Annotated in this window: 22 protein-coding genes and 2 tRNA genes; 11 read left to right on the top strand and 13 right to left on the bottom strand. The window is 60.8% G+C overall.

Features of this window, described 5'->3' with window-relative positions; translation table 11 throughout:
• Window positions 1–7: 7 nt before the first annotated feature.
• The gene (locus tag GVL52_RS04740; RefSeq protein WP_160004366.1) at window positions 8–481 is read right to left on the bottom strand and encodes an Lrp/AsnC family transcriptional regulator; all 474 of its coding nucleotides are present in this window, start codon (window positions 479–481) and stop codon (window positions 8–10) included.
• Window positions 482–578: 97 nt separating this feature from the next.
• On the opposite strand from GVL52_RS04740, the gene GVL52_RS04735 reads away from it, so the two are divergent.
• From GVL52_RS04735 to GVL52_RS04725, 3 genes are all read left to right on the top strand, one after another.
• Window positions 579–1,787, top strand: a complete 1,209-nt coding sequence (locus GVL52_RS04735; RefSeq protein WP_160004364.1) for a diaminopropionate ammonia-lyase — start codon at window positions 579–581, stop codon at window positions 1,785–1,787.
• Window positions 1,788–1,935: 148 nt separating this feature from the next.
• The gene (locus GVL52_RS04730) at window positions 1,936–3,090 is read left to right on the top strand and encodes a M20 aminoacylase family protein (protein ID WP_160004362.1); all 1,155 of its coding nucleotides are present in this window, start codon (window positions 1,936–1,938) and stop codon (window positions 3,088–3,090) included.
• Window positions 3,091–3,145: 55 nt separating this feature from the next.
• Window positions 3,146–3,943: an aldolase gene (locus GVL52_RS04725; RefSeq protein WP_160004360.1), complete on the top strand. Its 798-nt coding sequence runs from the start codon at window positions 3,146–3,148 to the stop codon at window positions 3,941–3,943.
• Between the two features lie 65 nt (window positions 3,944–4,008).
• Here GVL52_RS04725 and GVL52_RS04720 read toward each other — a convergent pair whose 3' ends face one another.
• From GVL52_RS04720 to GVL52_RS04700, 5 genes are all read right to left on the bottom strand, one after another.
• Window positions 4,009–4,353, bottom strand: coding sequence for a hypothetical protein (locus GVL52_RS04720; RefSeq protein ID WP_160004358.1), 345 nt, complete (start codon window positions 4,351–4,353; stop codon window positions 4,009–4,011).
• Complete coding sequence (locus GVL52_RS04715) at window positions 4,350–5,441, bottom strand: IS5 family transposase (protein ID WP_160004356.1); 1,092 nt, start codon at window positions 5,439–5,441, stop codon at window positions 4,350–4,352. The genes GVL52_RS04720 and GVL52_RS04715 overlap by 4 nt, the downstream gene beginning before the upstream one ends.
• Before the next feature lie 70 nt (window positions 5,442–5,511).
• Window positions 5,512–5,581: transfer RNA gene (locus tag GVL52_RS04710), tRNA-Glu, on the bottom strand.
• A gap of 73 nt (window positions 5,582–5,654) precedes the next feature.
• A tRNA-Glu gene (locus GVL52_RS04705) sits at window positions 5,655–5,729 on the bottom strand.
• Window positions 5,730–5,898: 169 nt separating this feature from the next.
• Complete coding sequence (locus GVL52_RS04700) at window positions 5,899–6,963, bottom strand: trans-aconitate 2-methyltransferase (protein WP_160004354.1); 1,065 nt, start codon at window positions 6,961–6,963, stop codon at window positions 5,899–5,901.
• Between the two features lie 237 nt (window positions 6,964–7,200).
• Between GVL52_RS04700 and GVL52_RS04695 the strand changes: the two genes are divergently transcribed.
• Complete coding sequence (locus GVL52_RS04695) at window positions 7,201–7,635, top strand: hypothetical protein (protein WP_160004352.1); 435 nt, start codon at window positions 7,201–7,203, stop codon at window positions 7,633–7,635.
• A 77-nt stretch (window positions 7,636–7,712) separates the two neighbouring features.
• Here GVL52_RS04695 and GVL52_RS04690 read toward each other — a convergent pair whose 3' ends face one another.
• The 5 genes from GVL52_RS04690 to GVL52_RS04670 all read right to left on the bottom strand — a co-directional run bounded on the left by GVL52_RS04690 (window position 7,713) and on the right by GVL52_RS04670 (window position 12,563).
• Complete coding sequence (locus tag GVL52_RS04690) at window positions 7,713–8,147, bottom strand: VOC family protein (RefSeq protein ID WP_160004350.1); 435 nt, start codon at window positions 8,145–8,147, stop codon at window positions 7,713–7,715.
• A 151-nt stretch (window positions 8,148–8,298) separates the two neighbouring features.
• Window positions 8,299–9,066 carry an amino acid ABC transporter ATP-binding protein gene (locus GVL52_RS04685; protein ID WP_160004348.1) on the bottom strand — a complete coding sequence of 256 codons (768 nt, stop codon included), beginning with the start codon at window positions 9,064–9,066 and terminating at the stop codon, window positions 8,299–8,301.
• Between the two features lie 16 nt (window positions 9,067–9,082).
• On the bottom strand, window positions 9,083–10,237 hold the full coding sequence (locus GVL52_RS04680; RefSeq protein ID WP_160004346.1) for an amino acid ABC transporter permease: 1,155 nt from the start codon (window positions 10,235–10,237) through the stop codon (window positions 9,083–9,085).
• A gap of 1 nt (window position 10,238) precedes the next feature.
• Window positions 10,239–11,441 (bottom strand): amino acid ABC transporter permease, encoded by a 1,203-nt coding sequence (locus GVL52_RS04675; protein ID WP_160004345.1) that lies wholly within the window; start codon window positions 11,439–11,441, stop codon window positions 10,239–10,241.
• 96 nt (window positions 11,442–11,537) lie between these two features.
• On the bottom strand, window positions 11,538–12,563 hold the full coding sequence (locus GVL52_RS04670) for an amino acid ABC transporter substrate-binding protein (RefSeq protein ID WP_160004343.1): 1,026 nt from the start codon (window positions 12,561–12,563) through the stop codon (window positions 11,538–11,540).
• A 377-nt stretch (window positions 12,564–12,940) separates the two neighbouring features.
• On the opposite strand from GVL52_RS04670, the gene GVL52_RS04665 reads away from it, so the two are divergent.
• The gene (locus tag GVL52_RS04665) at window positions 12,941–14,131 is read left to right on the top strand and encodes a cystathionine beta-lyase (RefSeq protein ID WP_160004341.1); all 1,191 of its coding nucleotides are present in this window, start codon (window positions 12,941–12,943) and stop codon (window positions 14,129–14,131) included.
• Here the strand turns inward: GVL52_RS04665 and GVL52_RS04660 are convergent, their stop codons facing one another.
• Both GVL52_RS04660 and GVL52_RS04655 read right to left on the bottom strand, forming a co-directional pair.
• Entirely contained in the window at window positions 14,132–15,283 is a 1,152-nt protein-coding gene (locus tag GVL52_RS04660) for an FAD-dependent monooxygenase (RefSeq protein ID WP_160004339.1), read from the bottom strand.
• Between the two features lie 28 nt (window positions 15,284–15,311).
• Entirely contained in the window at window positions 15,312–15,557 is a 246-nt protein-coding gene (locus tag GVL52_RS04655; RefSeq protein ID WP_160004337.1) for a zinc-finger domain-containing protein, read from the bottom strand.
• 159 nt (window positions 15,558–15,716) lie between these two features.
• Here GVL52_RS04655 and GVL52_RS04650 point away from each other — a divergent pair, with 159 nt between their 5' ends.
• The 6 genes from GVL52_RS04650 to clpS all read left to right on the top strand — a co-directional run bounded on the left by GVL52_RS04650 (window position 15,717) and on the right by clpS (window position 19,839).
• Window positions 15,717–16,502 carry an alpha/beta fold hydrolase gene (locus GVL52_RS04650; RefSeq protein WP_160004335.1) on the top strand — a complete coding sequence of 262 codons (786 nt, stop codon included), beginning with the start codon at window positions 15,717–15,719 and terminating at the stop codon, window positions 16,500–16,502.
• 186 nt (window positions 16,503–16,688) lie between these two features.
• Entirely contained in the window at window positions 16,689–17,537 is an 849-nt protein-coding gene (gene cysE / locus GVL52_RS04645) for a serine O-acetyltransferase (protein WP_160004333.1), read from the top strand.
• 137 nt (window positions 17,538–17,674) lie between these two features.
• A complete protein-coding gene (locus GVL52_RS04640) occupies window positions 17,675–17,881 on the top strand; it encodes a DUF3126 family protein (RefSeq protein ID WP_160004331.1) in 207 nt (68 codons plus the stop codon).
• Between the two features lie 322 nt (window positions 17,882–18,203).
• Window positions 18,204–18,638, top strand: a complete 435-nt coding sequence (locus GVL52_RS04635) for a DUF3597 domain-containing protein (protein ID WP_160004329.1) — start codon at window positions 18,204–18,206, stop codon at window positions 18,636–18,638.
• A 216-nt stretch (window positions 18,639–18,854) separates the two neighbouring features.
• Complete coding sequence (locus GVL52_RS04630) at window positions 18,855–19,223, top strand: phasin family protein (RefSeq protein WP_160004327.1); 369 nt, start codon at window positions 18,855–18,857, stop codon at window positions 19,221–19,223.
• Window positions 19,224–19,485: 262 nt separating this feature from the next.
• Entirely contained in the window at window positions 19,486–19,839 is a 354-nt protein-coding gene (gene clpS / locus GVL52_RS04625) for an ATP-dependent Clp protease adapter ClpS (protein WP_160004908.1), read from the top strand.
• The last annotated feature ends 7 nt before the right edge of the window (window positions 19,840–19,846 follow it).

Raw genomic sequence — 19,846 nt, 5'->3', positions numbered from 1 at the left:
GGCCCGATCAGAGCGGCACGGACAGCGTTGACTTGACGTTGTCCATGGCAACGAAGGTCCTGAATTTCTTCACGTTGCCGCTGTCGAAGAACAGCCGCCGGGTCAGCCGCTCGTAATGCGCCATGTCAGGCACCAGCACGACAAGCACGAAATCGGCCTCGCCGGTGACGTAGTAGCACTGCTGCACCTCTGGCGCGCCGGCAAAGCTCTGCTTCAGCGCGTCGATCAAGTCGGCGCGCTCGCTTTCCACCTCGACCTCGATGAAGATGGTGATCGGCTGACCGACCTTGGCGGGATCGAGCAGCGCCGAATTCTGGCGGATGACGCCGCTCTGCTCCATCCGCTTGATCCGCCGCTGCACCGCCGGTGCCGACAGGTTCACGGCCTCGCCGATCGTGCGCTGCGGCGTCGTATTGTCCTGCTGCAGAATGCGCAGGATGGCGATATCGAAGGCATCGAGGGCCGCGCGGTCGGATGGCATAAGGCACTCCACGAAACAAACTTGCAAAACAGGGGCGCAATTGCAGCGCCTTTTTCGCGACACCTGCAATATATCCTTGTCTACAGGAGCGATAGACATGTTTTTGCGAAATACCCACGGTGACCACAACACGGCGCTTCTGCCCGCGGACGCCGCAGCGCTCGGCCCAGCGGCAGCCGCAAGCGTCGAACGCTATCTCGGCCATCGTCCGAACCACGCGCCGACGCCGCTGCACAGCCTGCCGTCGCTGTCGCGCCACCTCGGCGTCGCATCCATCCACGTGAAGGACGAAGGCCACCGGCTCGGCCTTGGCAGTTTCAAGGCGCTCGGCGGCGCCTATGCGGTCGCCCGTCTCGTGCTCGACGAGGCTTCTATGCGGTTGGGCCGCACCGTCGATATCGGCGAGTTGCAGACGCCGGAGGTGAGGGCAATTGCCGCCACCATGACCTTTGCCTGTGCCACCGATGGCAATCACGGGCGCTCCGTGGCCCAGGGAGTGCAACTGGTCGGCGCCCGCTCGGTGATCTCGGTTCATTCGGGCGTCAGCGCCGGACGCATTGCTGCCATCGCCCGCTTCGGTGCCGAGATCGTGCATGTCGAGGGCACCTATGACGATTCGGTGGCGCAAGCTGCCCGCGTGGCGACGGACAATGGCTGGACGATCGTCTCGGACACAGCCTGGGAGGGTTATGAGCAAATCCCTGCGCTGGTGATGCAGGGCTACACGGCGCTGGTCCGCGAGGCGCTGCACCAGCTTCCGGCACTCCCGACCCACGTGTTCGTGCAATGCGGCGTCGGTGGCGTTGCCGCTGCCGTTGCCGCCCATCTGGCACTTGTGCTTGGAGATCTCAGGCCGGTTTTCATCGTCGTCGATCCAGCCCGCGCCGCCTGCATGTTCGAGGCGGCGCGGGCCGGGCAGCCGGTGAAGATCCCCCACGGCGAGCCGACGGTGATGGCGATGCTCGAATGCTACGCCCCGTCGCCGCTTGCCTGGCGCATTCTCTCCCGCGTCGCCGATGCCTTCATGACCGTCGAGGACGAGGACGCCGTCGCGGTGATGAACCGGCTGGGGCGTCCCGAGGCTGGCGATCCGGCGATCGTCGCAGGCGAAAGCGGCGGCGCCGGCCTTGCCGGCCTGATCCGGGCGCTGGCCGATCCCTCGGCAAAGGCGGTGCTTGGCTTGAACGGCCAGTCGCGGATATTCGTCATAAACACCGAGGGCGCCACCGATCCGCAGCGCTATCGGGAACTCGTCGGGATGGCGCCTGAGGATGTTGCAAGTCACCGCACGGAGACATCGATATGATCACGGTGCTCGCAATCAACGGCAGAGCTCGCCAATATCGAGCCGGCAGGGATGTGGCCATGCCTGCAAGGATGTGGGCCGATACCAATCGTAAGCTGATCCGGCTGACAGGCGCCGTACCCCGGCAGTGCGATCTGGAGACGCAGGGATGATGGACCTGGCAACGCTTGAACAAGAGATGACGGCTTGGCGGCATGACCTGCATGCCCATCCCGAATTCGGCTTCGAGGAAACCAGAACGGCAGCCTTCGTCGCCGCCAAATTGCGCGAATTCGGACTGGATGTGGCCGAAGGGATCGGTGGCACCGGCGTTGTCGGCACGCTGACGCGCGGCTCCGGCAACCGCTCCATCGCGCTCCGGGCCGACATGGATGCCCTGCGCATCGCCGAGCAGGGACATCGGGACTATATCTCGCAAACGCCGGGCACGATGCACGCCTGCGGCCATGACGGGCACGTGGCGATGCTGCTCGGCGCCGCAAGGATGCTGGCAGAGGAGGGCGGCTTCGATGGCACCGTGCGCTTCCTGTTTCAGCCGGCGGAAGAATGGGGCAAGGGCGCGCTCGCCATGCTCGATGACGGGCTGATGCAGCGTTTTCCTTTCGACGAAATTTATGGCCTGCACAATATGCCCGGTCTGGCGATCGGCCGGTTCGAAACGCGTGCCGGTCCGGTGATGTCGGCGGAGGATAATTTCGAGATTGTGCTCAAGGGGCTGGGCGGCCACGCCGCGCGCCCGCAGGCCGGCAACGAGGTGCTGGTCGCCGCCTGCGCGCTGGTCACCAACCTGCAGACCATCGTCTCGCGCCGCTTGAGCCCTGCCGATATCGCCGTGGTCTCGGTCACCGAACTGATCACCGACGGCACCCGCAACGCGCTGCCGGGGCTCGCCCGCGTGCTCGGCGATGCCCGCAGCTTTCGCCCCGAGGTGAGCGCCGATATCGAACGGCAGATGCGCACCATCACGCAGGGCACGGCGCTGGCCTACAACCTCACCGCAGAGGTGAACTACACCAGGGAATTCGTGCCGCTTAACAACGACGCCGCATTGGTGGAAGAGGCCTTCGCCGCAGCGCGCACGGTGTTCGGCGACGACAGCGTGCGGATCGCTCCCGAGCCGATGACGGCGTCCGAGGATTTCGCGCGCTTTCTGGAGCATGTGCCCGGCTGCTTCGTCTTCATCGGCAATGGCGAGGGCTCGGCACCGCTGCACAATCCGAATTTTGATTTCAACGATGCTGGTCTTCTGCCGGGAGCCCGCTACCATGCGGCCATTGTTCGCCGCCGCCTGCCGGTTGCCTGACCGGTGGCCGGATCAATTGCCTGAAACCTGACAAAAAATGCCTTGGAGTATAGATATGGCGCATTCCCTCAACACATCATCCACCGCAACCGACCGCTCCGGCCCGAACCAGCCGGATCTCGATGGCGAGGAAGTCTGGCAGGCCCGCGCCGATCTGGCGGCCTGTTTCCGCATGGCGGCGCGCTATGGGCTGGAGGAGGGGATCTGCAATCACTTCTCGGCGCTGGTGCCCGGCTATGACGATCTCTTCATCGTCAATCCCTACGGCTATGCTTTCCGCGAGTTGACGGCATCGAAGTTGCTGATCTGCGATTTTCACGGCAATGTCGTCGCCGGCGAAGGTGCGCCCGAGGCAACCGCCTTCTACATCCATGCCCGCATCCACAAGCAGGTGCCACGCGCCCGCGTCGCTTTCCACACCCACATGCCCTACGCCACGGCGCTGTCGATGACCGAAGGCGACCCGCTGATCTTCGCCGGCCAGACCGCACTGAAATTCTACGGCCGCACTGCCTACGACCGCAATTACAACGGCCTGGCGCTGGACGAGCGCGAGGGCGACCGCATTGCCGCTGCCATCGGCGATGCCGACATCGTCTTCATGAAGCACCACGGCGTCATGGTGCTGGCCCCGAATATCGCAGAAGCCTGGGACGACCTCTACTACCTCGAACGCGCCTGCCACGTGCAGACCCTGGCACTGTCCACCGGCCGCCAGGTGCTGCCGGTCGCGTCCGAGATTGCCGAGGCCGCTTACCAGCAGATGCGCGAAGGCGACCCCGAATCGGCGCGGCTGCATCTGGAGGCGATCAAGCGGATGCTGGATGCCGAGGAGCCGCACTATCGGGATTGAGTGGTTTATGTATGAAACAGAGGCGCAGGCGCGACAGCGACTGCGTCTATACGGGTTGGTACGCCCTAGCAGGCTGTTGAAGAAGTCTCTGGTTTGGCCTTCAGCACGGCCTCGTCGCCATTGTGGTACGCGAAAGTGATCTCGATCGAGTCATCGTCGAGCAGTTCGGCATGACCGTCACCGGAGACCTCGTCCATTTCGTCAAATCCGGACCATGTGAAAGAGACCACGGACTTGTTGTATCCGAGATCGAGCGTCGCTTGCATCGCGCCGAAGGCGATTTCGCCATGACCGTCGAGCCCGATGGTGATTGCGGCAGGCTCAACCAGGTCGAGATAATCCCGATCCCATAGATCGGCCTCGACGATCCGCCAGCGGCCAATCAGGCGGCAGTTTGAAGCCGCGCTCATGACGACACCGTCATCAGTTTCGGTAACCGCACCAGATCATAAGCGGCGGCCGCGAAGGTGAAGGCCCATCCGACGCGGTCGCGGCCACGGAACTTCGTCTTGTCCTGCCCCGCGACGGTCTTGATCCAGCCGAACGCCTCCTCGATGCGCTTGCGGATGCGCAAACTGACCCCATAGCCAGAATGGCGCGTCGTGCGCCCGTCAATGGCCGAGCGGCGACCATTGACGTTCTGCGCCACATGGGGCGTCACCTTCATCGACCGCAAATCTTTGACGAAGTCTCTTGTGTCATAGGCCTTGTCGGCACCCAGAGTGATCGCTTGTGATCGGTCAGCAAAGGGTTCGATCATGTGCAGCGCCGCTACCCGTTCAGCATATCCGCTGGCCTCTGTCAGATGGGCATCGACCAGCAGGCCATGGCGGTTTTCCATCAGCCCGTGCCCCATGAAGCACAGCTTGGCCTCCTTGCCTTTACCCTTCTTATAAAGCCTTGCATCCGGGTCGGTCGTTGAAGCATGCGTCTCGTTGGAACGCCTTTCGCCATGAAAGTCTGCTTCCACATTCCGACCGCCGCCATCCGATGGTGGTTCGCCCGAGCTGTCCTTCGGCTTGAAGCTCTTCATCGACGCCCAGGCTTCGATCAGCGTGCCATCGACAGAGAAGTGGTCCGTTGACAACAGCCGCTTTACCTTGGGCTGCGAAAGGATCGCACCCAGGAACTTCGCGGCGATGTCGCCTTCCAGCAACCGGTCGCGGTTCTTCGAAAACACCGAATGGTTCCAAGCTGGATCGTCAATGCCAATGTCCACAAACCAGCGGAACAGAAGGTCGTATTCCAGCCGTTCCATCAAAAGCCGCTCAGAACGGATCGAATAGAAGGCTTGCAAAAGCATGGCGCGCAGAAGCTTCTCAGGCGCGATCGATGGCCGCCCGATCGGTGAATAGAGCGCTGCAAACTCCCGTTCCAGCAAAACGAGCGCGTCGTTCACGATCTGCCGGATTGCCCGCAGCGGATGATCACGACGAACACGATCCTCCAGATCGACATAGCTGAAGAGTTGACCCGTCCTCACATCGCCGCCGCGCATCCATCAACTCCGAATCTAGACAAAGCCAGTGAATCACGACCAAAGTCTTGACGCCAGGGCCTTTTTCAACAGCCTGCTAGGGGAGTTGAACCCCTCTTTACAGAATGAGAATCTGTCGTCCTGACCGATAGACGAAGGGCGCGTCGCACATCCTTAAATAGGGACAAACGATCAGCTCGGCAATGTCATGATGTCAGGGAAAATTGAGAGAAGTGGTACGCCCTAGGGGAGTCGAACCCCTCTTCCCAGAATGAAAATCTGGTGTCCTAACCGATAGACGAAGGGCGCTTCCTTCGTGGTGGCGCCCTTATAATCAGGCCTTTGAAATCCCGCAAGCGGCAAAACGAAGAAAAGTCACGATGTGCTGATGTTTTCCCTATCATGTTGATAGTTCATTGGTATTTTCATCGTTATTGACGTGTTTCCGGTTCGCGAAACGCCTGATATCGCCGTCTGTTCAAGCGCGTACTTCAAACACCATGTTGAACGGTGTCTCGGTGGCGCGGTGGAAATGCGTGAACCCGGCATCGAGCGCCACCTTGCGCAACCGGGTTTCGCCGGCCTGCGCGCCGAGGGCCAGCCCGACTTCCTGCGACATCGAGGCGGGCGTGCAGATCATCGTCGAGGCCCCGTAATAGACCCGCCCGACCGGATTGAGATTGTCCTGCAACTTGTCGTGCGCGAACGGCTCGACGATCATCCAGGTACCGTCAGGCGCCAATGCCTCTTTCACATGCTTTCCGGCACCGACAGGATCGCCCATGTCATGCAGGCAGTCGAACATGGCGATCAGGTCGTAACGTCGCCCGGCCGGGAAGCTTGCGGCCGTGGCCTGCTCGAAGCTGACGCGATCGGAAACACCGGCCTCCTTGGCGGCGGCCCTGGCGCGTTCGATCGACGGCATGTGATAGTCGTAGCCGACGAAAGACGAGGCCGGGTAGGCCTTGGCCATCAGGATGGTCGAACTGCCGTGTCCGCAGCCGACGTCGGCAACCTTGGCGCCGGCCTTCAGCCTGGCCTCCACACCCTTCAGCGCCGGAATCCACTCGGAAACCAGGCTGTTGTTGTAGCCGGTGCGGAAGAAGCGCTCGGTGCCGCGAAACAGGCACTTGCTGTGCTCGTGCCAGCCGAGGCCGTTGCCGGTGCGAAAGGCCTCGGCCACCTTGGGCTCGTCGGTCCACATCGCCTGCACCAGCTGGAACGCGCCGGTGAAGAAGGCGGGGCTGTCCTCTTCGGCAAACACCAGCGCCTGCTCCGGCGACAGGTGGAAGCGGTCGGTCTTTTCGTCGTAGGTGAGGTAGTCGGCAGCCGCGAGCGCCGAGAGCCATTCGCGAAGATATCGCTCCTTGACGGCGGTGGTCCGGGAGAGCTCGGCGGCGGTCACGGGCTTGCCGTCGGCCATCGCCTTGAACAGGCCGACGTCGTCGCCGAGCACCACGAGGGAGCCGGATACGGCGGCGCCGATATCGCCGACCAGTCGGCCGACGAGGGCATCCACTTTTTGCATGTCGGGTTGGCGCATGTCGTCCTCCATTAAAATGCAGGGAAGAACCAGCAGCCGGGACCATACACCCGGTGGCGACGGGACGGAAGGACAATAGGGGATCGCAGCCGGGCTGCCGCGCCGACGTTGCGCGCGACCGTGCGGGGCGATAGGCCGCGAAGAATTATGCAGCGCCACCCGAAATGCCGCGTTGACAACAAAATTGCCGGGAATAATAGTGCCTTAGCCTGCATATTAGGCGTTGGAGGAATGGCCATGATCAAGCATTTGACACTTCTTGCTTCCGTTTCGCTGCTGGGCGCTCTGGCCTTCGCAACGCCCTCCGCGGCACTCACGATGAAAGAGTGCAGCGCCAAGTACAAATCGGCGCAGGCCGACGGATCGGCCAAGGATCTGAAGTGGAACGATTTCCGCAAGGCACAGTGCGGCGCCGATGCGACCGCCGAGCCTGATGTGACGATGGCGACCGGCGAAGAACCGGAAAAGCCGACGATGACGGCACCGAAGGGCGTCACCTTCCCGGCGGCGATTGCGCCGAAATACGCCAAGGAAACCCCCGGCAAGGGCCGCATGCACACCTGCGTCGATTCCTACCACGTCAACAAGGATGCCAACACGCTGAACGGCCTGAAGTGGATCCAGAAGGGCGGCGGTTTCTACAGCCTCTGCAACGCCAAGCTGAAGATTTGATCGGTCTCCGTGTTCGACCATTACGAGGGCCTCGCATCAGCGGGGCCTTTTTCGTCTGGAGTGGTGCCTTGTCGTTGTTAGGTAGGCGCCATGCGTGATGATTGATCTTCCGACGGCTCGACACCGTTGCAAACGGCCTCCAGGTGATGGCCGTCCGGGTCTATGACGAAGGCGGCAAAATAGTTCGGTCCGTAATGCACGCGCAGATCCGGGCTGCCATTGTCGGACCCTCCGTGAGCGATGCCGGCTTCATGAAAGCTGACGACGGCACGCCTGTTTGGAGCTGCAAGGGCGAGATGAAAGCCGGGGCCCGGTGGTCTTTGTTCTACCGGGCAGAGCTTGATAGCGAACTTGTCGCCACCACCTGGCAAGCCATAGCCGACAGCCTGATCTGCTTCTCCTGGCCGGATATCCTCCCAAACGCGCGCATAACCGAGGGCCGACAGAACGGCATCGTAGAATGATGCCGAGCGCTCGATGTCTGTCACCCCAAACGAGACATGATGGAGCATGCGTTCATAACCTCCGGCTTCACAAGGCCTGTATGAATTGGCGATAGTGTAGCATCGATATCAAACGAAGACTGCTCGCGGCCAGTGGCAACGAGCAGTTAATTTCAGATCAAACTCTGCAACCCAGCGGCCGCCGATGGGCACCAAAATCCTAGTGCAGGATCTGGCTGAGGAACAGTTTGGTGCGCTCGTGCTGCGGATTGTCGAAGAATTCGGCCGGCGAATTCTGCTCGACGATCTGGCCCTGGTCCATGAAGATGACGCGGTTGGCGACTTGGCGGGCAAAGCCCATTTCGTGGGTCACGCACAGCATTGTCATGCCCTCTTCGGCAAGACCGACCATGGTGTCGAGCACTTCCTTGATCATTTCAGGATCGAGCGCCGAGGTCGGCTCGTCGAACAGCATGATCTTCGGGTTCATGCACAGCGAGCGGGCAATCGCCACGCGCTGCTGCTGGCCGCCGGAAAGCTGGCCCGGATACTTGTTGGCCTGCTCGGGAATCTTGACGCGCTTGAGGAAATGCATGGCGACTTCTTCCGCCTGCTTCTTCGGCATCTTGCGCACCCAGATCGGCGCCAGCGTGCAGTTCTCCAGGATCGTCAGATGCGGGAACAGGTTGAAGTGCTGGAACACCATGCCAACTTCGCGACGGACTTCGTCGATCTTCTTCAGGTCGTTCGTCAATTCCGTGCCATCGACCAGGATATGTCCCTTCTGGTGCTCTTCCAGACGGTTGATGCAGCGGATCATCGTCGACTTGCCTGAGCCGGAGGGGCCGGCGATGACGATGCGCTCGCCGTTCATCACTTTGAGGTTGATGTCGCGCAGAACGTGGAAATCGCCGTACCACTTGTTCATGTTGACGATCTCGATCGCGACTTCCGTTGCGGAGACGTTGAGTTTTTTGGGCTCAGCCATGTTTATGTCCTCACTTTTATCGTTTGTGGCCGGTATCGAGATGGCGTTCCATGAAGCCTGAATAGCGCGACATGCCGAAGCAGAACAGCCAGAACACGAAGCCGGCGAAGATCAGCCCGGTCAGCGGCGTCACGGCGCTGGCCCAGTTGGCGTCGGAGAAGTTGAGGCGGACGATACCGAGCAGGTCGAACATGCCGATGATCGACACCAGCGAGGTATCCTTGAAGGTGCCGATAAAGGTGTTGACGATGCTTGGAATGACCAGCTTGATCGCCTGCGGCATGATGATCAGCCGCGTCTTCTGCCAGTAGCCGAGACCGAGCGAATCCGCTCCTTCGAACTGGCCCTTCGGAATGGCCTGCAGGCCGCCGCGGATGACTTCCGCCATATAGGCCGAGGTGAAGATCGACACCCCGATCAGGGCGCGCAGCAGCTTGTCGACGGTCCAGCCGGTCGGCAGGAACAGCGGCAGCATGACGCTGGCCATGAACAGAACGGTGATCAGCGGCACGCCACGGATGATCTCGATGAACGAGACGCAGACCATGCGGATGACGGGCATCTTCGAACGCCGTCCCAGCGCCAGCATGATGCCGAAGGGGAACGAGACCGCAATGGCCACGAAGGACAGGATCAGGGTGACCATCAGGCCGCCCCAGAGCGATGTTTCGACCACTTCCAGACCCAGGCCGCCGTAAAGCAGCCAGAAGGCCACGAACGGCAGGACGAGGAACAAAAGGATGCCGTTCAGGCCCTTGCGTGGTGCCGACGGGATCAGCATCGGAACCAGCAACAGCACGAACAGGATGCCGACGATGGTCGGGCGCCAGCGCTCTGTGAGTGGAAAGCGGCCGAACAGGAACTGGTCGTACTTGGCGCTCACGAACGCCCAGCAGGCGCCGCTCCAGCCATCCGGTTGAATGCCGCCCTGAACGGTGGTGGCGCAGAAGGTGCGGTCGGGACCGGACCAGACCGCCTGGATAAACAGCCAGTTGACGATATGCGGCACCGACCAGACGAGCAGGGCCAGCGCCAGGACCGTCAGCACGACGTCCTTGGGGGTGGCCAGCAGGTTCTTTCGAATCCAGGCGTTCGCGCCCTTTTCGCCTGCGGGAGCAGGTTCGGGAGCCAGAATTTCGGTTCTGACGAAGGAATGATTGGATACCGACATCTTATCTCTCCACCAGTGCCATCTTGGCGTTGAACCAGTTCATGAACAGCGAGGTGAGAATGCTGAGACTGAGATAGACGATGCCCCAGATGCAGACGATCTCGATTGCCTGGCCGCTCTGGTTCATGATCGTGCCGCCGACGGCGACCAGATCGGAGAAGCCGATGGCGATCGCCAGCGACGAATTTTTCGTCAGGTTGAGATATTGGCTCGTCAGCGGCGGAATGATGATGCGCATCGCTTGCGGCACGATCACCAGCCGCGTGACGCTGGAAGGGTGCAGGCCGAGCGCGCCGGCAGCCTCCGACTGTCCCTTGGCAACGCCGCGAATACCGCCACGAACAATCTCGGCGATGAACGATGCGGTGTAGAAGGACAATGCCAAAAAGAGCGACATGAATTCCGGGCCGATGACGGAGCCGCCGGTCAGGTTGAACTTGCCGGCAACCGGCACGTCGAACGACATCGGCATGCCGGTCACCAGGAATGCCAGCAACGGCAGGCCGATGAGAATACCGATCGATACCCAGATGGTGTGGAACGGCTGACCGGTCGCCATCTGCCGCTTGTGGGCCCAGCGCGCCGTGAAGACCACGGCGACGATGGCGACGACCAATGCGATGAGAACAGCCAGCATGCCGCTCTCGAACACCGGCCGCGGGAAGGCGAGGCCGCGGTTGTTGAGGAACATGTCGAATGGCAGATGCAGCGATTCACGCGGCTGCGGCAACACGGCGAGAACGCCGGAATACCAGAAGAAGATGACCAGCAGCGGCGGAATGTTGCGAAACACTTCGACGTAGACCTGGCAGAGCTTTGCGATCAGCCAGTTGTGCGACAGGCGGCCGATGCCGACGATGAAGCCGATGATGGTGGCCGTGATGATGCCGGTGACTGCCACCAGCAACGTGTTCAGGATGCCGACGACGAGTGCGCGGGAATAGGTCGAATCGCTGGAATACGGAATGAGCGACTGGCCGACTTCAAAACCCGCGCGACCGCGCAGGAAGCCGAAGCCGGATGCCGTGTTGCTGCGTGCCAGATTGGCCGCGGTATTGTGGGCAACCCACCAGACGAGGCCGACGAGGACCACGATGGTCAGGGCCTGGAAGAATATGCCCCGATATTTCGGGTCGTACAGTGCCGACCGGAAGTTCCAGCCGCTTTCAGATATAGGTGTGGTGTGAGCCGCCTCTTGCGCCATGCCGAGCCATTCCCCTTGTACCCGTTTTCGGGCTTTCTTTTTTGGAAGAGGGAAAGGCGGTTTGACCGCCTTTCCGGGCTTTCGTGCGGGGTTCGATTAACGAACCGGAGGTGCGTACTGGATGCCGCCCTTGTTCCACAGCGAATTCAGGCCGCGTGCGATCTTGAGCGGGCTTCCCTGACCGATGTTGCGTTCGAAGATTTCGCCGTAGTTGCCGACGCCCTTGACGACGTTTGCAGCCCAATCGTTGGTCAGGCCGAGATCGGTACCGATCTTGGTGTCCGTTTCAGAGCCGAGGAAGCGCTTCACGTCAGGGTTCGGCGAGTTCTTCATCTCATCGACGTTGGCCTGGGTGATGCCGAACTCTTCAGCATTGATCAGCGCGTAGAACGTCCAGGAAACGATGTCGAACCACTGGTCGTCGCCCTGGCGAACGGCCGGGCCGAGCGGCTCCTTGGAGATGATCTCCGGAAGGATGATGTGCTCGTCTGGGTTCTTCAGGGTCAGGCGCAGCGAGTAGAGGCCCGACTGGTCGGTGGTGTAGACGTCGCAACGGCCGGAATCATAGGCAGCGTTGACTTCTTCGAGCTTTTCGAAAACCACCGGATTGTACTGGAGGTTGTTGGCCTTGAAGTAGTCTGCGAGGTTGAGTTCGGTCGTGGTGCCCGACTGGACGCAAATCGCGGCGCCGGAGAGTTCGAGAGCCGACTTCACGTTCAGGCCCTTGCGGACCATGAAGCCCTGACCGTCGTAATAGGTGATCGGGCGGAAGTTGAAGCCGAGTGCGGTGTCGCGGTTGATCGTCCATGTCGTGTTACGCGACAGAAGGTCGATTTCGCCGGACTGCAGCGCCGTGAAGCGCTCCTTGGCGTTGGTCGGCGTGTACTTTACCTTGGTCGGATCGCCGAAAACGGCAGATGCAACGGCTTTGCAGAAATCGACGTCGAAACCGGCCCAGTTGCCGGAAGCGTCAGGGGCCGCAAAACCGGTGAGACCGGTGTTGACGCCGCACTGAACGAAACCCTTTGCTTTTACGTCTCCGAGCGTCGTCGCCGAAGCAGCCGAAGCGCCAAGTGCGAAAACTGCTGCGCCAATGGCGACCGACAGAAGCTTAATCTTCATTTTTCCCAACCTTTTTCCGTTGTCTTATCTTTTATTGTGGGAGCGCCGGCAGAAGCATGCAGACCCCCCAAAAGACCCGGCACCCTCCCGGCGCGAGTGGTTCTATCACAGTCGGAAATGTCACTATGGTCAAGTGTCGCGCGGAAAGATTGCGTGATATTTCGGCAATTTGCTGAGCGCGGCTCACAAAATGAGCAGATGATCACCCAAAAGGCAGTGCTTGGCGAAAAAATCGCGGAATCTCACTGATATATCTGGATAATTGCCGTTGTTCCCATGGACGGCCAGTCACACTGGCCTCCCAGCAGGGTTGACCCCGCCCGGAGACCGGTTCAAGAGTTTCGCCAAGAGCGTTCATTCCAAAGGCTTATTTAGACATGAAAGACAGAGACGGCCTGCTGCAGAATGCGGGCATCAATACCCGCCTTTCCCACCTTGGCAACGATCCCGCCGACTATCATGGCTTCGTCAATCCGCCCGTCGTCCATGCCTCGACCGTGCTGTTTCCGAATGCCAGGGCGATGGAGACACGGGCACAGAAATACACCTACGGAACACGCGGAACGCCGACCACCGACGCGCTCTGCGAAGCGATCGATGCGCTGGAAGGCTCTGCCGGCACGATCCTCGTGCCCTCGGGTCTGGCAGCCGTCACCGTACCGTTTCTGGCATTCCTGTCGTCCGGCGATCATGCGCTGGTGGTCGATTCGGTCTATGGTCCGACCCGGATTTTCTGCGACACCATGCTGAAGCGCCTTGGCGTCACGGTCGATTACTACGATCCGACCATCGGCGCCGCCATCGAGACACTGATCAAGCCGAACACCAGGCTGGTCCACACCGAAGCGCCGGGCTCCAACACATTCGAAATGCAGGACATTCCGGCCATTGCCGCCATCGCCCACAAGCATGGCGCGGTGGTGACGATGGATAATACCTGGGCGACGCCGGTCTATTTCCGGCCGCTCGATTTCGGTGTCGATATCTCGATCCATGCGGCAACCAAATACCCTTCCGGCCACTCCGACATCCTGATGGGCACGGTTTCGGCCAACGCCAGGCACTGGCAGCAGTTGCACGAGGCCAACATCACGCTGGGCATCTGCGGCGCACCGGACGATGCCTATCAGGTGCTGCGCGGCCTGCGCACCATGGGCGTGCGTCTGGAGCGTCACTACGAAAGCGCGCTGACGATCGCCAAATGGCTTGAGGGCAGGGACGATGTCGCCGCCGTCCTGCATCCGGCGCTGCCGAGCTTCCCCGGTCACGATCTGTGGAAGCGCGACTTCAAGGGTGCCAGCGGCATCTTCTCCTTCGTGCTGAAAGCCGACACTGCAGCGGCGTTCAAGCCGAAGGCTCATGCCTTCCTCGACGCGCTGCAGATCTTCGGCCTCGGCTGGTCCTGGGGTGGCTTCGAAAGCCTCGCCGTTCACGTCGGTCTCAGCGACCGCCGCGTCACCAAGGCGCCGACCGAGGGACCGGTCATTCGCCTGCAGATCGGGCTTGAGGACGTTGCCGATATCAAGCTCGATATCGAGCGCGGTTTCGCGGCCGCAAAACTGGTCTGATCAGTCGATGGCCCGATAGCCATAGATCCAGTCGAGATCCGCCGCGAGACTTTGCGGCGGCTTCAGAGACAGGACGATATCGCGCCCGATCCGCAATGGACCACGGGCGTGATAGACGAACTGGTTGAACGCGCCGCGCTGGCGCAAACGGTTGATGCGTGGCACCCGGTGCGCCTCAAACAACGGCAGCGCTTCCGCCGCCGGACGCTTTGCCAGGAACGATGCCAGCTCGTAGGCATCCTCGATCGCCATCGCCGCCCCTTGGGCTGCAAATGGCATCATCGCATGCGCCGCATCGCCGATCAGCACCGTATCGCGCCCATTCTGCCACTTGCCCCGTGTTGCCTCGTAGAGCGGCCAAAAGGTCATTTCACCGGACTTGTCGAAGAGCGACAGAAGCGAGGCGTTCCATCGGGAAAACCGTGACATCAGCTGCTGCCGTTGCGCTTGCGTCGGCTGGCCGAGCCATTCGCGCGACGAAGCATGGCCTGTGGTGATCGCCACGATGTTGAAGCAGTCCTTCTCCCGCAACGGATAGCATACCAGATGTGCCGATGGGCCGAGGAAGGCCGAGACGCTGTTGCCGTCGAGAATGCCCCGCGCATCGGCGGCAGAAACGGTGAAGCGATAGGCGATATTGCCGGAAAAGCGGGAAGAGGGGCTGTCGGCGATCAGATCGCGCGCCTTCGACCAGACGCCATCGGCACCGATGATCACCTCAGCCTTGCGCGACATCACGGAGAGATCGCCGCCGTCTATGCGGGCGCCAAGATTGAGCGTGCAGAGCGGGTCATTCCGGACTGCGTCGAGCAGCGCATCCTGCAGGCTGGTGCGGTGCAGCACGCCATAGGGCGCATCCCAGCGTGCACGCGCAGCCCGCCCGGATGGCACCGCTGCCAGTTCATGCATCGACGTGCCGGAGATCAGCCGGATGGTTTGCGGTTCGAGCCAGATCGCCGTCAGTTGATCGAGTATGCCGAGCCTGTCGAGGATGCGCGCCGCGTTCGGCGAAATCTGCAGGCCGGCGCCCACTTCGGTCAGCGCCGGTGCCTGTTCGAAAATCTCTGAACTGATGCCATGCCTGGCCAGCGCCAACGCAGCCGTCAGGCCTGCGACGCCCGCACCGATGATGGCGGCATGTTCGACCAACATGGTCGATCCAATCTGTGCTTTGGGTGGTTTAAGCGACCTGGAAGTGGAAGACGCAACCGGCCGGATTGGTCTGTGTTGCCTTCAGCGCACCGTTGAAGCGGTACAGCGTCGAGCAATACGAACAGACCTTTTCGTCTTCGTCGCCCATATCGATGAAGATATGCGGATGGTCGAAGGGGCTGGAGGCGCCCGTGCACATGAATTCCTTCACGCCGACTTCGATGACGCGGTGACCGCCGTCGTTCTGGAAGTGGGGAATGTTGTGACCGGCCATGAGGGATCTCCGAATGCCTTTGAAAACGTGCGCACCTTATAGTGCGTCGTCCGAAATGTGTCGAGCCAAAGAGAGCCGTGCCGCAGAGTTTTTGGTCGGGGCAGGGGTTCCCGTCGGCCGGCCGATAAAATATGGTCCCGACAAAACAGGACTGCCCCGATGAACTTGAATACGCCCACCTTTTCCACCTTCACCCATGACGGTCTCACCCTTTCCTATTTCGACGAGGGCGATCCGAGCGGCGTGCCGGTGCTGCTGATCCACGGCTTTGCCTCGACTGCCAGCGTCAACTGGGTCTATCCGGGCTGGCTGAAAACGCTCGGCGAAGCCGGCTACCGGGTGATTGCCATGGACAACAGAGGGCACGGCGCCAGCGACAAGCCGCATGATTCCGAAGCCTATCGCCCCTGGATCATGGCTGGCGATTCGATCGCGCTGCTCGATCATCTCGGCATCGCTGAAGCCAATCTCATCGGCTACTCCATGGGCGCGCGGATCTCGGTGTTCGCCGCGCTCAATCATCCCGATCGCGTCCGCTCGCTGGTGCTCGGTGGCCTCGGCATCGGCATGACCGATGGCGTCGGCGACTGGGACCCGATCGCCGATGCGCTGCTTGCGCCCTCGATCGATGATTTGACGCATGCCCGCGGCCGGATGTTCCGCGCTTTTGCCGAGCAGACGAAGAGCGACCGCGAGGCGCTTGCCGCCTGTATCAGGGGCTCGCGCGATCTGGTCGAGCGAAGCGATATGGCCAGGATCGAGGCGCCGACGCTGGTCGCGGTCGGCACCAAGGACGACATCGCAGGCTCGGCCGAGGAACTGGCGGCCTTGATGCCTGACGCCAGCGCGCTTGATATACCGGGCCGCGACCACATGTTGGCGGTGGGCGACAAGGTGTTCAAGTCAGCCGTCCTCGACTTCTACGACAGGGTCGCTGATCGGTGATACCCATGGGTGCATGAAATAAGCCGCGTCGAGGATGATTGTTCACCACTGCGTGCAAATAGCGGAAACCTGTTTCCTCAGGCCCATTTATATCAGTTGGATTTTGCCCTATATAGGGTGACATTCAGACGAGTACACGGACGGGACACCTGAGCGGGAGACCCGGACCGGAGAAGGAGGCCTTGCATGGTCGCAAAGACAGACATTCGTTCTCTCGAGACGCAAAGCTCGCTCAAGGCGATGGACCCGATCTGGGATAGCCTGCGCGAAGAAGCGCGCCTTGCCGCCGAAAGCGACCCGGTGCTGGCGGCGTTCCTCTATTCGACCGTGCTCAATCACCGTTCGCTCGAGGAATGCGTGATCTACCGCATCTGCGAGCGCCTCGATCATGCCGACATGCAGGCGATCCTGCTGCGCCAGACCTTCGACCAGATGCTGGAAGACTGGCCGGAATGGGGCGCCATCCTGCGCGTCGACATCCAGGCCATCTACGATCGCGATCCGGCATGCCTGCGCTTCATGGAGGCTGTGCTCTATTTCAAGGGCTTCCACGCCCTGCAGACCCACCGGCTGGCTCACTGGCTTCTCAACCGTGGTCGCCGCGATCTTGCGCTCTATCTGCAGAGCCGCTCGTCGAGCGTGTTCCAGACCGACATCAACCCGGCGGCCCGCATCGGCCGCGGCATCTTCCTCGATCATGCGACCGGCCTCGTCGTCGGCGAAACGGCTGTCATCGGCGATAATGTCTCGATCCTGCATGGGGTGACGCTGGGCGGCACCGGCAAGGAGGGTGCGGACCGGCATCCGAAGATTGCCAGCGGCGTGCTGATCGGCGCCGGCGCCAAGATTCTCGGCAATATCGAGATCGGCCAGTGCTCGCGCATCGCCGCAGGCTCGGTCGTGCTGAAGCCCGTGCCGCCGAAAACCACGGTGGCAGGCGTGCCCGCCAAGGTGGTCGGAACCGCCGGCTGTTCGGAGCCATCGAGGCTCATGGACCAGGTGATCATGGAGCAGGTGATCGGCGCCGACATCTAGGCGTTTTCGCGTCGCCTCCAGCGACATCACGGCCCCAACAACGGCGGGGAAAGCGGCCTTGCATCCGTCCCTCCGCCTTTACAGGGCCGTCTTTCCCATGCAACAAGCGGCCATTGAGACCGCGCAGGAGATGCAGTGTGAAGCCCGAAGAAATCAAGAAACTCGACGCCTACTTCAAACGCACGTTCAACCCGGAAATGATCGTCAAGGCACGTCCGCGCAAGAACGATTCCGCTGAAGTCTACATGGGCGAGGAATTTCTGGGCGTCGTCTACATCGACGACGAAGACGGCGACCGCTCCTACAATTTCTCGATGGCGATCCTCGACGTCGATCTGACCTGATTTCGATGCCGCTGTGGCACGAGGCTCTGCCTCGTGTCCGTGATGACCGCCGAACGGATCCAGGCCGCAATTGTGCGGCTTGAAGCGGGGCTGGCACAGCTGTCCGGCAGGCCCTTGGTGGATCTGCCCGACGTATTGTGACTATCCCGAAGCGCGCCGCCTTCCCGTGAAGTCACGACACCTTCCTGTGAAGTCCCGGCACGTCCTGTGAAGTCTATGTGAATACTGACGGAAAATGGCCAGCCCGGTCTGGACCGCCCGGCCTTCTGCTCCATCTTGCTTGGTGAGCATGTGCTCAAACGCCATCAAGGGGACGTTGAGAATGGGTATTTTCGATAAGATCAAGCATGCCATCTGGGGTGAAGCGCAGGCTGCGGAAGCAACGCCCGCCGCAACGCCGAAGATAGAGCCGGCCCAGGCCCCCATTTCGCCCTCCGCCGCGCCAGCCGCGGCACCACCGGTCGCTTCCACCTCGCCGGCGACATCGGCACCGGCTGCGGCCGTCGATATCGTGCCGTTGCTCGATGCCGCCGTGAAGAAGAGCGGCCAGAAGCTCGACTGGCGCCGCTCGATCGTTGACCTGATGAAGGCCGTCGGAATGGATGCGAGCCTCGCCGAGCGCAAGGAACTGGCAGCCGAACTGGGATATAGCGGCGACACTCACGACAGCGCGGCGATGAACATGTTCCTGCACAAGGCGCTGATGAAAAAACTGTCGGAGAACGGCGGCAAGGTCCCCGCCGATCTTCTCGACTAGCGTTCAGCGGCCGCAACCGGAATTTTACACAAAGCCTCCGGTTGCGGTCATCTGATATATTTTAGCAAAATCAATTAAAGACGTACGTCGCTCGAAAACATAGCAAAGCCTGCATCCGTTTGCGCAACCAAAGATTGTTTTGCGCTGCACAAGAGTGCTTGACTTCGCGTGCAGTGCAGCTAACCTCCGCCCATACGCACGGCAAGGAGGAACGTCATGCTGAACTTTGAGGACACGAATCGCAAGAGCAAGGAAGCCATGGACACGGTGCTGAAAAGCTACTCGGACACGGCCAAGGGATTGCAGGCAATTGCGACCGAAGCCACCGAATATTCCAAAAAATCATTCCAGGACGCTGTTTCGCATGTCGAGACGCTGTCCGGCGCGCGCAGCTTCGAAGCCGTCTTCGAACTGCAGAGCGGCTATGTGAAATCGGCATATGAGAGCTTCATGGCGGAGGCGACCAAGTTGACGGAGATGTATTCGGACATCGCCAAGAGCGCCTACAAGCCTTACGACGCACCGGTTGCAGCCGCCACCAAGGCAACGAAGCCAGCATCGGTAGCGACGTCGGCGGCAGCCTAGCATCGAGTGCGAAAGCCTCATACCTCTTGAAAAACCAGGACCGGCTACGCATCTGCAGCCGGTCTTTTTGTTTTTCCCTCAGAGCCATCTCGCAGCTGCGTGCTATTTTTTGTGTCTTTGGTCGATTAGCGGGCGAATTGTGATTGCAGTGTGAAGCAAGGGGCTTAAAATCGCTCTATTATGAACTAAGTTAGTATTCAGACTTTCGGCGGGTAAAGCACATCTCCCATGCACCGCCGGATTGATCGAGGAATGAATGGATATGATCGTAAAACCGGTCCGGATGCAAAATGACGGCGAAAGGAACGGGGACAACGGAAACCGCGGAACCTCGGTCATTACGCGCACCAAATCGAAGACCAAGAAGCCCAACCTGTACCGTGTGCTTATCCTGAACGACGACTACACGCCGATGGAATTTGTCATCCATATTCTGGAGCGTTTTTTTCAGAAGGATCGTGAAAGTGCCACACGCGTCATGCTCCATGTTCACAATCATGGTGTCGGCGAATGCGGAACATTTACATACGAGGTGGCGGAGACCAAGGTGAGCCAGGTGATGGACTTCGCCCGACAGCACCAGCATCCGCTGCAATGCGTCATGGAAAAGAAGTGAGGATCTG

This window comes from Rhizobium sp. 18055, from assembly GCF_902706285.1.
Taxonomy (GTDB): Bacteria; Pseudomonadota; Alphaproteobacteria; order Rhizobiales; family Rhizobiaceae; genus Rhizobium.
Note: the sequence above shows the minus strand (reverse complement) of the source record. Positions and strands in the feature narration are given on the sequence as shown.